This window comes from Desulfovibrio sp. (genome assembly GCF_035644575.1).
GTDB lineage: Bacteria > Desulfobacterota > Desulfovibrionia > Desulfovibrionales > Desulfovibrionaceae > Desulfovibrio.
The window spans coordinates 1-14,026 of record NZ_DASQOG010000129.1 but is presented as its reverse complement, the minus strand read 5'-3'; the positions used below and the strand labels follow the sequence as shown (position 1 = coordinate 14,026).

The window sequence follows — 14,026 nt, the reverse complement described above, 5'->3', positions numbered from 1 at the left end:
TTGGCGGCGGGGGTCGGTTCCGCCGCAAATACGGCGGGAGAGGCCAGGGCACAGCACAGGGTCAATAAAAGGGCGGTTATCAGCAATTTGGGTGCGTGCATGGAATCCTCAGATTACAGTCGGTTGTCCCTGAAGGTGGATGCCCTTGCATACGTCAAGAACGGCCCTTTGAAAAGGCCATGGTCTTTACAAGGGGCCGGACGGGCGGCATAGTCCGGGCATGGAAAACGGTATAAATACCCCGCCTGCCGGGCTGGAAAACAGCCATGTCGCCGCCCCGGCTTCACTGCCCGTGGCCTTGTTGCAGCAAGAGGATTACCACGATCCCGGCTTGGGCAGGGCTGTGGGCGACGTCATGGACGCTGCCCGCCTGACGGAACATTGCCCCCTGCGCCCCGGTGCGCGCGTGCTGGTAAAGCCCAATCTTTTACTGGCAAAACCCCTGGCCTGCGCTTCGCCGCAGGTTGTGGCCGCCGTATGCGCCTGGCTTATGGATCACGGGGCGCGGGTGCGCGTGGCGGATTCGCCGGGTTTTGGACGCGCGGCCTCCGTGGCGCGGGCTGTGGGGCTTGAGGCGGCTTTGCGCCCTCTGGGCCTTGAAGTTGAAGAGATCGGCCCAGCGGAGCCGGTGCCCCTGCCCCTTGAGGGCGAAGCGGCGCAAAAGGCTGGTTTGCAGGCGGGCGGATCGCGCTTTCATGTGGCGCGTCTGGCGCTTGAGAGCGATTTTATTGTGTCGGTTCCCCGGGTAAAAGCCCATGCGCAGATGCTTGTGACGCTCTCCGTCAAAAACTGTTTTGGTTGCGTGCGCGGCCTGCACAAGGCTTTTGCCCACGCCCGCGAGGGGCGCGACCCCCTGTTTTTTGCCGACTGCCTTGCCGCGTTGTGGGCGGCCTTGCCCCCTGTTGCCGCAGTGGCGGACGGCGTCACGGCCATGCATGTTACAGGGCCGAGCAACGGCAGCCCCTTTGCCCTGGGCGTGGTGGGGGCCAGCGCCTCAGCCGTGGCCCTGGACGAAGCGCTGTATACAGTATTGGGCCTTGCGCCTCAGGATGTGCCCCTGGGTGCGGCCCTGCGCCGCCGTCAGGCCTGGGGCTGCGCCACGGCAGAAGGGCAGGGCGGCATTCGGGCGGTCTTTCCCCTGCGAAGCCCACCGGATTTTTCATCTGTCGGATTTCAGTTGCCAGCGGAGCTTTCGCACACGTCCTTTCATCCTGCCCGCTTTGTGCACAGTTGTTTTCGCCGTATTGTTGCGGCGTTCAGAAAATAGTCGCCAAGGAGCCTCGTATGCCCAGAATCCTGCCTGGAGAAACGGATATTTATGCCATCACCGATGCCGGTCTTTCACTGGGAAGGCCGCTTGAAGAAGTTGTCTCCGCCCTTATGGGGGCGGGCGTGCGCATTTTGCAATATCGCGAAAAAAAGCTGAAATCCGGTGCTATGCTGGAGGAATGCCGCCTGTTGCGGCGGCTGACCAGGGAGGCCGGGGCCTGCTTTATCGTCAACGACCACGTGGATATCGCCATGCTGGTGCAGGCCGACGGCGTGCATGTGGGGCAGGAGGATCTGCCTGTTCCCGATGTGCGCAGCCTCGTGGGGCCGGAAATGATCATCGGCCTTTCCACCCATCTGCCGGAGCAGGCCCGCGAAGCCCGCAGCCTTGGCGCGGACTACATCGGCGTGGGGCCGATTTTTGCCACCAACACCAAGGAAGACGTGGTTGATCCCGTAGGGTACGAGTATCTGGATTGGATTGCCCGCAACGGAGATTTGCCCTTTGTGGCCATTGGCGGCATCAAACGGCATAACATTGCGGAAGTCGCGCGGCACGGCGCGCGCTGCTGCTCGCTTGTGAGCGAACTGGTCGGCGCGCCCGACATCCGCACCAGAGTGGAAGATGTGCGTAAGGCCATGCGTGAAGGCATGGTGGGGTAGGGCCTGTTTCTAAATAATTCTTTTGGCTGATCACTGCGTCATCCAGCATTTTTTACTCCAGTCATGGACAAAAAGCGCTGCTGTCTTTATCCGTAGCTTCCTGCGTCGCAACGGCTAAAGCGAGTCCACTCCTGTCGTAAAAAACACTGTTTTCCTTGTCCTCGGCGCAAAATCTTTTATTTAGAAACAGCCCCTAGATGTAATGTTCCAATAGGTTGTTCACCCTCCCTAAATCGGTAAAGCTGGAGTTACCAGACAACAACAAACCGAGTGAAGGGAAGGGTGAACAACGTGTTGACACTCTACACCTGGAGCAGGCCAGCCTCCAAAAAAAGTGGCGGCACACGCTGTTGCGTATGCCGCCACCTATGATTCTGAACGCATGGAGCGCTATTGCAGCGCCTGGCCCACTGCCCGGTGGTAGCCGCGCATGCGGCGGCTTTCGAGGCGTGAGCGTTGCAACTGCGACCTGATTTCGCTGTGCGCCCTGGTGGCAAGTTCCGTCAGTTGATCCTGCACACGGGCCAGTTCAATCAGGTGAGTTCTGTACTGGTCGGCCTGGCTGTCTTCCAGCATGTGCCAGGCCATGCTGGTCACCTCGCCCCGCCTTTCGGCAAGCTCGACCGCCCTGTCGTATGCGCCGTCCTCCAGTGCCGCCATTTCCAGACGGGCAAGGTTCAGCGCTTCATCAAGAAGGCATACTCCCTGATTCATGCAAGCTCCTGAGGCCTACTGGGCCATGTGTTCGGCAACCTGCTTGTGCAGAATCTCGCTGGTGGCGCGCCAATCGTCGCACAGCGGGATGAATTCATATTCAAGCAGGTCAGCCAGAAGAATCCAGTCTTCGTTCTCCAGCACGTCGCCCATTTCAGAAAGCAGGCTGGAAAATTTTTCGGTTTTTTCGGCAAAATCGGGCAGAGCGCCATCTGTATAGTTGGCGCGCAGTTCGCCCAGCATGCCCATGAAGTCGCGGGTCACGTCCAGCAGATCCTGAAAAAGTTCCAGGGCGTCCGTGTCGGAGGCGGCGCGGAACAACCGGGCCACTTCGCGCGAGCCGTGGGCCATCATCTGGGCGACCTTGCCCATTTCGGCGGACATATCCACAGCCATTTCAGCCATGGGCACGGAGCGCACCTCAATGGAAGAAATTTCGGAGCAGGCGATGTCTTCGGCCTGATGCGGATAGATCTCGGAAAACGCTTCGTTGTTTACCAGAACGTCCGTTACCACGCGATTGGTCATCTGGTCTTCCTGCATGACATCCTTGAGCAGTTCTTCAAGGTTGGCAAAGGCAGAAATACTTTTTTCGCTTTGTGAGCCGTCTATGATTATCATTCCAGTTCCCTCCTCTCCCCACAGGGAAGATTTTACCGTAATGTGTTCTGAGTATATTTAAGCAAATGACGTGCCATCGGTAAATTTATGGCGCCAAATAACGAAATGCGCGCCAAGCTGGGCAGTAAGCTCCAGCAGGTCGTCCAGCCGGTCGCCGCGTTCCTGGCGCAACTCACGCCAGAAGGCTCCCAATGAGCGCAGCTCTGGGCAGGCGTCAAAAACCGTTTGCAGGCGTTCGCAATTACGCAAAAACAGTTGTCCTGCCTTGGGGCTCCTGCCCAGCAGTTGCCCTTGTTGCGTAAGCATTTCAAAAAGTTGTGCGGCCTGCTCCAGCGATGTTGCCATGCATTGCGCAAATTCGGCAGAAAACGCACCAGCCGATTCGTCCGTATGCGTTGTGCCGTGTGCAGATGCTGAAGGGGCCTTTGCTTCAGGCAGACTGGTATCCGTGGTCTTTTGCTCCGCCGTTGCGGGCCGTGCGGCGCCGTCCAGTTCGTCAAGTATCTGACGCCAGAAAATCCGCTGCTGCGCAAGCCATAGGCTGCGATCTTCGGCGGCGTGCTCCGTAAGGCAACGCACGGTCATAAAGCCCTTGTCGTCCTGTTCCGTCAGCCACACGCGGGCCTCGCGCCCCACAAGGTCAAGCGGGGCGGCATCCCAGCGTCCAGTGTCAAGCCATGACAGGGCGAGGGATTCGACGCTCCTGGGGCTGATGTGCGTCACACACGCCAGATTATTGGGGCAGGGGCGGCCAAAGGGGCAGGGATGGCAGGGCAGGGCAGGTTCCAGACAACAGCATCCGGGCAGATAGGGGCCAGTGTCGCAAGGCTGGGCCGTGGCAAGGAATATGGCCAGGCAGGGCACCCCAAGGCCAGCAGCTAGATGCATGGTGCCGGTATCGTTGGTAAACAACAATTTTGACCGGCGCAGCAACGCCGCTAGTTGGGTGAGATTGGTTTTGCCCACGGCATCCACCCAATGGCCTTGGGCTGCCTGAGCGTAGGCCTCGGCCAGCGGGCGTTCGGCAGGTGAGCCAAGCAACACCGGGCAGAGCTTGCGCTCGCGCCACAGACGGTCGCCCACCTCGGCAAAAAAATGTGCGGGCCACTGCCGCCGTGCTTCACTTGCGCCCAGCTGTATGGCCACAAAACCGCATGTCTCCGGCGGAGCCGCGGCAAGCAGGGCATCCGCTGCATCCAGTGCATCCTGCGGCGGATCGGCCAGCCCTTGGCGCGGCTGCACGGCTGCGGCTGATTGCGTGTGCGGCGCGCCCACCATGCGGAACATATCTGCAATATTAAAGGGTGCGCTCAGTCGGTTTGTAGCGCCGCTGTTCAGAAATGTGGACCAGATGCCCCTGTTTTGTCCAAAACCATGCGCGTCGAGGCAGAATCCGCGAATTTCGGCCTGTCCGTCCGCTTGCCCTCCAGCCAGCAGGCCAGTGAGCAGCCGCGCAGGCAGGGTGGTGGTCAGATTGACAACGCAGTCGGGCCTGGCCTCGCTCCTGACGGTGCGGGCAAATTCCAGCAGAAGGGCCGTTGCGATGCGCCAATCCTTGTCCATGTCGGCCATGAGCCGCGCGCCGGGCAAGGGCCAGATGCGCTCCACATGGCGCAGCAGGGGCTGGGCGCTGGAAAAATTGTCCAGACACACCAGGTGCACGGTCTGGCCCTGACAATGCAGATCCTCAATGAGGGGCTGGCATTGCAGCAGGTCGCCAAATCGCGTCAGGTTGATGACCAGTGTGGTGCCTGAGCGGTCAGCCGCAGAGCAGGTGGTCTCCATTGCTTGGCCGCCTTATGCCAGCGCCGAGGTTTTGCCGCCGTTCAGGAGGTTCAGGGCCAGGGCCTTTTCCTGCTTGAAGCGGTTGGCCACGGCTGCCTGAATATTGCTGTCGGAAGATCCAAACTGCCCCACGCGTATGTTGTACACGTTGTTAATGAGGTTGCGCTCATAGGCCGCATCGGTCGGCTTGCCGCTCATGGCGTGCGCCCGCTCGAATATGCGTGCAGCGCCCGCAGGGCCGTGCTGCACCGATGTGCTCCAGATAACCTCCCGCATGGCAGTGGAAACCTTGTCGGGGTTCAGGCCGATGCGCTGGGATATGGATTCCAGCGCGGGTTTGTAATGGCTCTGGCGCACAAAAGCCTCCTGAAGATCTTCAAAACGCTGCGGCTGTTCGCTGGCAATGGCGCGCCATGTGTCGGGCATGGCGCCCTTGCGGCTGCCGGTGTTGCCGGGGCCGGAGGAACGCAGGCGCTTGGAAAGATCCGGCGCTTCTGTATCCAGAAAATCCAGAAAATCCTTCAGGCTGCCCGCGCGTGACGATACCTGATACTTGCCGTAGGAGGTGCCGCCGTTGCGGTCATAGCCCACGGCGGCAATGCCGTCGCTGCCAGACTCAAAGCGGGCTGAAAGCTGACCGAGCTCCATGTCCTCTATCTTGTGCGAGGCCTTGGTGCGGGCCTGAGACTGGGGCTGGGTGCGAGAATGGACAAAATCGCCCATGCTGAGCCCCTTGACGCGGTTGTCCATGGCGCTTGTCATGGAGCGCAGATGCCGGGCAGTACCCATGCTGCGGGCAAGATCAAGGGTAGAGTTGCCGCCGGACACTGTCTGCATGAGGCTGTCAATGGCCTTGGTCTGCCGCATGTCGGTTTCTGCCTTGCTGAATACCTGCGTGCGGGCAAGATCGCTGGGCGAGCGCCCTGCCAGTACCATGCCCTGCTGCCCCATGTTCCCGGCCAGAGCCGTGCCTGCGCGCTGCATTTCGGCAGTGCTGGCGTTTTCCGCATTGGTGGTCTGGCCGCTCATGATGTTGGCAAAGGACGCGGGGTTTCCGGCCTGCGCAGGCGCAGCGCGGCGTGGAGCTCCCGCCTGGGCCTTTTGTGCATCAGATGGGGGGCGGATCAGAAAATTGGAAAGTGCCATGTGTTCCTCCTGCGGGGCTGAGGCTCCGCGTTGAGGAAAAAGCAAGTACAGTGCCAACTCTGGATATGCGCGGGTAAAACGACAGGTTATATTTTGCGGATCGGGCCTGCGCCGGAATGCTGACGCTGGCGCAGGAACCCGTCAGGGCCGCCGTCAATGACAAGGGCAACCGACAGAATCGGTTGCCCTTGGGAAAGACAATGGGGTAGGGGGGCAGGCCGAGCCTTTTGCGTGGAAGCGGCTACTGCTTGGCGGGTTGGGCTTGTGCTTCTTCGGTGTTGGCGCTGTGAACGGAAGTCGCCAGCTCCTTGGCAAGGGTTTCGGCAAAGACAGGGGGCATGCCCGCGCCGGTCTTGAATTCCTGATGGGCGAGCAGGGCAATGCGCATCTGGCTGCTGCCAACGGCATTGCGCTTGCCAATGTTTTTGAGATTCTTACTGCGGGAACCCTGAGTGCTGGGAACATGGCGCTGCACCAGCAGCACATCCGCCACCATGGCGGTGCCGCCCTTGCCGCTCAGTTGCGAGGGGGCGTCATACCCGGCTTTCACCACCTGGCGGGCGGTTTCCGGTGCGGTTGTGCCGGCTGAAAGCACAACGATCTGGAGGATATAGCCAGCCTCGCTGGGGTTTGGCACTACCGTGTAGCCCTGGCGTTGCAGCCATGTTTCCACCTGGGTGCGCAGGCCGAATACCTTGTTGGTATTGTCGCGCACGTTAACATAAACCGCCGGATGGATGTTCACATCGGCTTCCGGCTCCTCAATCTGGCCCTGGCGCAGCACTTCCACACGTGCCGCGTCCGCCGGTTGGCGCACGCACCCGCACAGGGAGGCAAAGGCCAGGCAAAGTATCAGAATATAGCGGATAAAGGACATACGGCTCCTTTGAGATGCCGCCGCCAAAAAAGGCGCGGATCTGAGTTGTATTCGGGGGGAGATAATATTTGCGACCAGCCTCGCCGGGCGAGGGCCGGAATGCGGATAGCGTTGGCGCGAAATCAGGAGCGCAGCGACTCGAGAATTTTTCGGCTTAAGGTGTCCTCTAGGGCGGGCAGGATTTCCTCCTTGCCCATGTTGGCTCCTTCAGCACGCACCGAGGTGCGGTGCATGTCCGCATCTGACGGTTCCCGTCCGTTGCGGCCCACGCCCACGAGAGCTTTCATTCCCCATATTTTGCTTTTGCCGGAACTGTCCAGCAGGGCCGCGCCCAGGCCAAGAGCCGCTCCGGCGCCTGCTCCCCAGGCTGCCCCGCTTCTGCCGCCGGTTGCGCCGCCAAGCAGCACGCCCAGCACGGCCCCTGTGGCGGTTGAACCCAGGGCATGCCCTGCGCTCACCGGCGCGTTGCGCGAACCCAGAGGGTAGATGTCCTCCACCTTCACGCGTATGAGCAGGTCTGCCTTTTGCGCAGAATCGGCGGGGGTCAGATCTTTTTCGCTCTGCAAATAACTCGTGAGCATGGATTCAAAGTCGGCGTTGAACGTGGCATCGCCGCCGCTCACGGTCACGTGCACGGTCTGCCCTTTGCGCACCTGCACACTTTGCAGCGGCGCATCAGAAACGTCTGCACCGCTGCCTGGCTGCGCTCCGGAATCTGCGGCAGGGGGAGCGCCCGGCTGATCCTGATGCGTTGCGCAACCCGCGCCAAAAGCAAACATGATCAGCAGGCACAGAGCAGCGGCAAAGTTACGAGGCAGAAAACAGATTGGCATATGCTTCCTTGCAATTTTGAACGACACTATCATAAATAGCGCAGATCGGCCTTGCTGTCCAGTTTGGCACGGTTGCCCCCTGGGTATGCGGTGTTGGCGTATGGAACTGAGACAGGTCAGGACTTGACAAATGCTTCGTACTTGACGCTATTGGTTGTGTCGCGCATGGCCGCCAACGGGGCGTTATGTCGCTGCAATGGATTTTGGCAACGGAAAATAATCGTTGCGCGGGCGTGTTGCGTTGCGATTGCACGCAGGAAAAATTGCGTGAAAACGCCGCGCTGGCAACCATATAAGTGACGGTGCAGGGTGCGCGCGGCAGCCACGCGATGGCGTGAGCGTTAACAGGGCCGCACGTCTTTTGCCGACAAGCACGAGATAACCGAGGGGCAGCATGGGCAAACAGCTTATCATTGTGGAATCACCAGCCAAGGTGAAGACCATCAAGAAGTTTCTGGGGCCGCAGTACATGGTGCAGGCCAGTGTTGGCCATGTGCGCGACCTGCCGTCCAGCTCTCTTGGTGTGGACGAAGCCAACGACTTTGCGCCGCACTACGAGGTTATAGACAATAAAAAGAATGTGGTCAGCGAACTCCGCGCTGCCGCTTCCAAGGCCGATACCGTATATCTCGCGCCCGACCCCGACCGCGAGGGAGAGGCCATTGCCTGGCATGTGGCGGAGCTTATCCGCGACAAAGCCAAGGATATCAAACGTATCCAGTTCAACGAAATCACAGCCAAGGCTGTGAAAGAAGCCCTGGCGCATCCGCGCGAACTGAACGGGCATCTTTTTGACGCCCAGCAGGCCCGCCGTGTGCTGGATCGTCTGGTGGGCTACAAAATTTCGCCCCTGCTGTGGAAATCCATCAAGCGCGGCATTTCTGCCGGGCGCGTGCAGTCGGTGGCCCTGCGCCTCATTGTTGAGCGCGAGGAGGCCCGCGAAGTCTTCAAGCCTGAAGAATACTGGCTGTTCAAGGTTCTGCTGGCAGCGGACGTGCCGCCGCCGTTCAAGGCCGAGCTTGCCAAGGTGGGCGGCAAAAAGGCCGTGGTAAGCAATGCGGCACAGGCCAAGGATATTGAAGACGCCATGGCGGGCAAGCCCTTTGTGGTGGAAAGCGTGGAAGAAAAAGAGCGCGAACGCGCCCCGCAGCCGCCTTTCATTACCTCAACCTTGCAGCAGGCTGCCAACCAGCGCCTTTCGTACACTGCCAAGCGCACCATGAATATTGCCCAGCGTCTGTACGAAGGCGTTGAACTGGGCGACAGGGGGCTTACGGCACTCATCACCTACATGCGTACCGACTCCACACGCATTGCCGATGAAGCCCGCGATGCGGCCAAGGCCTTTATTGAGGGCAACTTTGGCAAGGAATATCTGCCCAAGCGGGCCAGGGTCTACAAGGCCAAGGGCGGCGCGCAGGACGCGCATGAAGCCATCCGCCCTGTTGACGTGACCATCACGCCCGACGAGGTGAAAACTCACCTGCCGCCGGAGCAGTACAATCTTTATCGGCTCATCTGGTCGCGTTTTGTGGCCTCGCAGATGGCCGGGGCGCGCTTTCACGACACCACGGTCAGTATTGCCTGCGCGCACACGCAGTGGAAGGCCAAGGGCGAGCGCCTGCTGTTCCCAGGTTTTCTGGCGGCCATGCCGCGCGGCAAAGATGAGGCGGACGCCGAACTGCCGCCTCTGACAGCAGGGCAGACGCTCACGCTCGAAAAGCTCGACAAGGAGCAGAAGTTCACCCAGCCCCCGGCCCGCTTCAGCGAAGCAAGCCTTGTGCGCGAGCTGGAAGAACTGGGCATCGGGCGTCCTTCCACCTATGCGGCCATTATTTCCACCCTTCAGGACAGGGAATACGTGAGCCTGAAGGAACGCCATTTTGTGCCCACCGACCTTGGGCGCGTGGTGTGCACCCAGCTTGTGGAGCATTTTGGCAAGCTCATGGATGTGGGTTTCACCGCCCAGATGGAAGAAAACCTGGACAAGGTAGCCGAAGGTCAGGAACAGTGGGTCGAACTGCTGCGGCGTTTCTCGGAAGATTTCAATCCCACGCTGGCGGCTGCGTCCAAAAATATGAAGAGCCTCAAGGGGGGCATGCCCGCAAACCTGCCCTGCCCGGAGTGCGGCAAGGATCTGCTCATCAAGTTTGGCAAGGCCGGGGCTTTTCTGGCCTGTTCCGGCTATCCGGAATGCCGCTACACCAGCAATTTTGAGCGCACGGAAGACGGCACCGTGGAAGCCGTGGCCCAGGAAAAACCCCAGTATGAAAAGGTGGGGGACTGCCCGCAGTGCGGCAAAGACCTGGTGATCAAGAAGTCCCGCACGGGCAGCAGTTTCATTGCCTGCACGGGCTATCCCGATTGCAGGTACGCGGCTCCGCTTTCCACCGGGGTGCCTTGCCCGCGTTGCGGCAAGGGCTCGCTGGTTGAAAAAAGCACCAAGCGCGGCAAGATATTCTATTCATGCGACCAGTACCCCCAGTGTGATTTTGCCCTGTGGGACAAGCCCGTGCCCGGCCCCTGCCCACGGTGCAATTCGCCCTATCTGATTGAAAAGAAAAGCCGCGATGGCGCAAAGGTCATCTGCCCTGTCAAAGGGTGCGGCTATGTGAAGGAGGATGGAGATGGGTAAGAAAAACGAGGCCTCTCTGTTGCCTTCAGACGGCGAAGGCCCCAAGGGCACGCCGGAATCTCTGGTGACAACCCCGTGGGAAGATACGCTTGAAGCCCGTGCTGCGGCTCTGCTGGCGGGGGGCGAACCTCTGGTGCTTGTGACCGTGGTGAGCCGCACAGGATCTGCCCCGCGCGAAGCCGGAACCCGTGCCCTTCAGACGCGCAACGGATTTGAAGGAACAGTGGGCGGCGGCCTGCTTGAAGCCCGCGCCATGGAAGCGGCCCGCAACAGCCTTGCAAGCGGCCTTTCTGCGCGTGTTTCGTGCGACATGAGCGGCTTTACGCCCAACAGCGACATGATCTGCGGCGGCGGCATGGAAGTGCTGTGCGAGGTGCTTGCACCACGTCAGGCTGAAATGTTCGCCCTCGCGGCAGAAGTGTTGCGGCTGGGGGGTCGGGGTGCATGGCTGGTTGAACTGCGCCAGGACGGCGTTTCGCTGCATGGCGAGGCGGAAACCCCGCAGAGGCGGCTGTTTGTGGACGCCTTGCCGGAGCATGCCGTTCAGCCCGACGGCGTGACCGTGGGGCTGGACGCGGTAAGCCCCCTGCTGGAAACGCGCAAGGCCCGCCCCGGTCTGGTAGACGTGGACGGACGCATCTTTTACGTGGAGCCTCTGGATGCGCCGCCTGTGCTCTTGCTGTGCGGCGGCGGGCATGTGTCGCTGGAAGTTGCGCGGCTGGCCCATTCCTGCGGTTTTGTGGTGGATGTGGTGGACGACCGCGAGGAGTTTTCCAATGCGGGGCGCTTCCCCATGGCCCGCCATTGCCGGGTTTTGCCGGGTTACGAAAATCTTGTGCAGACCTGCGACATCGGGCGCAGACATTTTGTGGCCATTATCACGCGCGGGCACAGTTTTGACCGAGAGGCCCTGGCTCAGGCCCTGACAAGTCATGCCCAGTATGTGGGCATGATCGGCAGCAGAACCAAACGCGAACAGGTGTATGCCGCTTTGCGCAAACAGGGGGTGCCGGATGCGGAGCTGGCTGCCGTATGCTGCCCCATTGGCCTATCCATTGAGGCGGAAACCCCGCAGCAGATTGCAGTTTCCATTGTGGCCGAGCTGCTGGCCGCTCGTGCGGGAACCCTGATGCGCCTGCGGTTTGACGACTAGAACGTTGACAATGAAATAAGTTAACTGCCCGGCAAGAATTTTCAAAAATTTTGCCGGGCAATGCGGGCAGGCAGGTTTTGTCTGCCGTAGAAGAGCTTTTCAGGTGTTGCCATGCCCTGAAAGGCGAGTGTGCGCCGCTCAGCCGCGCAGATGCCTGCTGCCGGATTGCCGGGTGCGCAGATACGTTATCCCTTACCCTCCAAGGCGCTTTGCATGACCCTCACAATTGTCGCCCTGCTGTTTCTCCTGCTTGTAGGCATTTACGTGAATGCCAGGATGCGTACTGCGCGCCATCTGCGCTGCATCGCAGAAGAGAAGGGCGATATTGCCAGGGCCTCCGGCATGACGGCAAGCATAGGCGTTTTTTATCCTGATGTAAGCGCCACCGTTGTTATGGGCGTTTCTGAGGAAATCGGAGCGTGTTATTACCGTGTGCTGCGCGATGGCAAGGTCATCAACCGCAGCCGCATCAATCTGGCCAACATCAAGCGTGTGGAGCTGCTGATCAACGGCGATGTGCGCAAGGTGGGCATTTCATCCGCCCAGGCCACCAGTTTCCTCAAGGCCACCGATGTGGCGGGCAGAATACTTACCCAGTATTCCCCGGCAGATCTGCGCGTCATGCTGCGTGCTGGCCTGAGGATTGTCTTTATGGGCGAAAACGGCGCAGAGAAGCAGCTGGAGATAACAGTGCTGCGCATGACTGACGAGCGACACAAGTTCAAGCGCATGGAGCTGTTCAAGGATACCGTATGGTGGGTGATCTTTCTGGACAGCGCAAGTGCCAATGCCAGACACATCAGGGAGTACTTTGAAAAGAGTGAAACCCCTGATTCTGATGGAGAATTTTCTTAAAAAAATAGTTAATAATTTCAGTATGTTATAAAAAAATACCACGATATCGTAACTATCTGAAATTACACAGAATAATCGTTTCCAACCTTTGGCTGCGAAACCGCCCGATACATTGCTTTTTGGCCTGAACTGTGCTTTTTAAAGGGGTGGTTTACTGCAATTGTCGGTGAGTTTATCAGGCTGGGGCCGTATGACGCCCCCAACGCGTCATGAGGCGCTTGTTCGCGCCAAATCTTTCATGCTGATCCCCCCCAGGAACGACGTTTAGCGATGACCCGTCTCGGTGGAAAATTAAGCCGCCGCCGTTACGCCGTGCGTGTTTTGAGCGCCGCGCGCCACGCCATATGGAGTTATTCATGAGTATCAGACCTATTGCAAAAATTTCAGTTGTATTGGGGCTTTGCCTTGCCCTGGTCGCCTGCGAGAGCGACAAAAAAGGACAGCCCGACATGCGCTTGCCGGTGTCGGCTGTTGAAGTAACCGTTGGCGATGCCTCCTGGCCCAGCCAGTTCCAGGCGCAGGCCTCAGGTTCACGCGCTGTTGAAGTGCGTGCCCGCGTTCAGGGTATTATTGAAAAGCGTCTGTATAACGAAGGTGATTTCGTTAAGGCAGGGCAGCAGATGTTCCAGCTTGAACGCGATCAGTACGAAGCCCAGGTGCAGCAGGCCCAGGCCCAGTACGTGAACGCGGAACGTGAATGGAAGCGTATTCGCCCCCTGTACGAAAAGAACGCCGTTTCGCAGAAAGACCGCGATTCTGCCCTGGCCGCTTACGACAGCGCCAAGGCATCCCTGCGTCAGGCCAAGATCAATCTGGATTACTGCCAGGTGGTGGCGCCTGTTTCCGGCTACAGCAGCAAGGAAAACTACACCCCCGGCAACCTGGTGAGCAACAATTCGCTGCTTACCTATGTGAACCAGACAGACCCCATGTACATTGACTTTTCCATTGCCGCGCCTGACCGCATGCTGCGCCAGCAGCTTGCAGCCTCGGGCATTTTGGCGTTCCCCAAGGACAACCGCTACAAGGCCAAGTTGCGCCTGCTGGACGGCACCATGTACGGCACGGAAGGCGAAGTGACCTTTATCGACAGCCAGGTGCAGCCCACAACGGGCGTTATCAAGGCCCGCGCGGTGTTTCCCAATGCCGACGGGCAGATCATGCCCGGGCAGTATGTGCGCCTGTTTGTGGAAGGCGACATTCTCAAGAACGCCATTCTTATTCCGCAAAAGTGCGTTGTCGTGACCCAGAAGGGTACCGTGGTCATGGGGCTGGACAAGGACGACAAGGTCTACCCCATTCCCATCACTGTGACTGTGGCTGTGGGAGATCAATATCTGGTGGGTTCCGGCCTCAAGGGTGGGGAACGCATCATCAGTGAAGGTATCATCAAAGCCCGCCCCGGGACTCAAGTGCGCGTGCAGCAAGCCGGTGGGCAGCAGCCCCAGGATGCCGCGCCGAAGAAGTAGGTAGCA

Annotated in this window: 12 protein-coding genes; 6 read left to right on the top strand and 6 right to left on the bottom strand. The window is 59.6% G+C overall.

The window, feature by feature from the left end:
• The first annotated feature begins 220 nt into the window (after positions 1-220).
• Together VEZ52_RS07485 and thiE are read left to right on the top strand one after the other, a co-directional pair.
• Complete coding sequence (locus tag VEZ52_RS07485) at positions 221-1,267, top strand: DUF362 domain-containing protein (RefSeq protein WP_324836273.1); 1,047 nt, start codon at positions 221-223, stop codon at positions 1,265-1,267.
• Positions 1,268-1,284: 17 nt separating this feature from the next.
• Complete coding sequence (gene thiE / locus VEZ52_RS07480) at positions 1,285-1,932, top strand: thiamine phosphate synthase (RefSeq protein WP_324836272.1); 648 nt, start codon at positions 1,285-1,287, stop codon at positions 1,930-1,932.
• Between the two features lie 390 nt (positions 1,933-2,322).
• Here the strand turns inward: thiE and VEZ52_RS07475 are convergent, their stop codons facing one another.
• The 6 genes from VEZ52_RS07475 to VEZ52_RS07450 all read right to left on the bottom strand — a co-directional run bounded on the left by VEZ52_RS07475 (position 2,323) and on the right by VEZ52_RS07450 (position 7,908).
• The gene (locus VEZ52_RS07475; protein WP_192112181.1) at positions 2,323-2,646 is read right to left on the bottom strand and encodes a hypothetical protein; all 324 of its coding nucleotides are present in this window, start codon (positions 2,644-2,646) and stop codon (positions 2,323-2,325) included.
• Between the two features lie 15 nt (positions 2,647-2,661).
• On the bottom strand, positions 2,662-3,267 hold the full coding sequence (locus tag VEZ52_RS07470) for a hypothetical protein (protein WP_022657611.1): 606 nt from the start codon (positions 3,265-3,267) through the stop codon (positions 2,662-2,664).
• 57 nt (positions 3,268-3,324) lie between these two features.
• Positions 3,325-5,052, bottom strand: coding sequence for a glycosyltransferase family 9 protein (locus VEZ52_RS07465; protein WP_324836271.1), 1,728 nt, complete (start codon positions 5,050-5,052; stop codon positions 3,325-3,327).
• A 12-nt stretch (positions 5,053-5,064) separates the two neighbouring features.
• Positions 5,065-6,198 carry a hypothetical protein gene (locus tag VEZ52_RS07460; protein ID WP_324836270.1) on the bottom strand — a complete coding sequence of 378 codons (1,134 nt, stop codon included), beginning with the start codon at positions 6,196-6,198 and terminating at the stop codon, positions 5,065-5,067.
• Positions 6,199-6,439: 241 nt separating this feature from the next.
• On the bottom strand, positions 6,440-7,075 hold the full coding sequence (traT, locus tag VEZ52_RS07455) for a complement resistance protein TraT (protein WP_324836269.1): 636 nt from the start codon (positions 7,073-7,075) through the stop codon (positions 6,440-6,442).
• Between the two features lie 122 nt (positions 7,076-7,197).
• Positions 7,198-7,908: a hypothetical protein gene (locus tag VEZ52_RS07450; RefSeq protein ID WP_324836268.1), complete on the bottom strand. Its 711-nt coding sequence runs from the start codon at positions 7,906-7,908 to the stop codon at positions 7,198-7,200.
• A gap of 394 nt (positions 7,909-8,302) precedes the next feature.
• On the opposite strand from VEZ52_RS07450, the gene topA reads away from it, so the two are divergent.
• From topA to VEZ52_RS07430, 4 genes are all read left to right on the top strand, one after another.
• The gene (topA, locus tag VEZ52_RS07445) at positions 8,303-10,543 is read left to right on the top strand and encodes a type I DNA topoisomerase (protein WP_324836267.1); all 2,241 of its coding nucleotides are present in this window, start codon (positions 8,303-8,305) and stop codon (positions 10,541-10,543) included.
• On the top strand, positions 10,536-11,696 hold the full coding sequence (locus VEZ52_RS07440) for an XdhC family protein (protein WP_324836266.1): 1,161 nt from the start codon (positions 10,536-10,538) through the stop codon (positions 11,694-11,696). Before topA ends, VEZ52_RS07440 begins: the two co-directional genes overlap by 8 nt.
• A gap of 213 nt (positions 11,697-11,909) precedes the next feature.
• Positions 11,910-12,551 carry a thioredoxin gene (locus VEZ52_RS07435; protein ID WP_324836265.1) on the top strand — a complete coding sequence of 214 codons (642 nt, stop codon included), beginning with the start codon at positions 11,910-11,912 and terminating at the stop codon, positions 12,549-12,551.
• A gap of 356 nt (positions 12,552-12,907) precedes the next feature.
• Positions 12,908-14,020: an efflux RND transporter periplasmic adaptor subunit gene (locus tag VEZ52_RS07430; RefSeq protein ID WP_324836264.1), complete on the top strand. Its 1,113-nt coding sequence runs from the start codon at positions 12,908-12,910 to the stop codon at positions 14,018-14,020.
• The last annotated feature ends 6 nt before the right edge of the window (positions 14,021-14,026 follow it).

Excerpts from the sequence above, each read along its gene's own strand:
- VEZ52_RS07485 (WP_324836273.1), top strand. The coding sequence starts at position 221 with ATGGAAAACGGTATAAATACCCCGCCTGCCGGGCTGGAAAACAGCCAT.
- thiE (WP_324836272.1), top strand. The coding sequence starts at position 1,285 with ATGCCCAGAATCCTGCCTGGAGAAACGGATATTTATGCCATCACCGAT.
- VEZ52_RS07475 (WP_192112181.1), bottom strand. The coding sequence starts at position 2,646 with ATGAATCAGGGAGTATGCCTTCTTGATGAAGCGCTGAACCTTGCCCGT.
- VEZ52_RS07470 (WP_022657611.1), bottom strand. The coding sequence starts at position 3,267 with ATGATAATCATAGACGGCTCACAAAGCGAAAAAAGTATTTCTGCCTTT.
- VEZ52_RS07465 (WP_324836271.1), bottom strand. The coding sequence starts at position 5,052 with ATGGAGACCACCTGCTCTGCGGCTGACCGCTCAGGCACCACACTGGTC.
- VEZ52_RS07460 (WP_324836270.1), bottom strand. The coding sequence starts at position 6,198 with ATGGCACTTTCCAATTTTCTGATCCGCCCCCCATCTGATGCACAAAAG.
- traT (WP_324836269.1), bottom strand. The coding sequence starts at position 7,075 with ATGTCCTTTATCCGCTATATTCTGATACTTTGCCTGGCCTTTGCCTCC.
- VEZ52_RS07450 (WP_324836268.1), bottom strand. The coding sequence starts at position 7,908 with ATGCCAATCTGTTTTCTGCCTCGTAACTTTGCCGCTGCTCTGTGCCTG.
- topA (WP_324836267.1), top strand. The coding sequence starts at position 8,303 with ATGGGCAAACAGCTTATCATTGTGGAATCACCAGCCAAGGTGAAGACC.
- VEZ52_RS07440 (WP_324836266.1), top strand. The coding sequence starts at position 10,536 with ATGGGTAAGAAAAACGAGGCCTCTCTGTTGCCTTCAGACGGCGAAGGC.
- VEZ52_RS07435 (WP_324836265.1), top strand. The coding sequence starts at position 11,910 with ATGACCCTCACAATTGTCGCCCTGCTGTTTCTCCTGCTTGTAGGCATT.
- VEZ52_RS07430 (WP_324836264.1), top strand. The coding sequence starts at position 12,908 with ATGAGTATCAGACCTATTGCAAAAATTTCAGTTGTATTGGGGCTTTGC.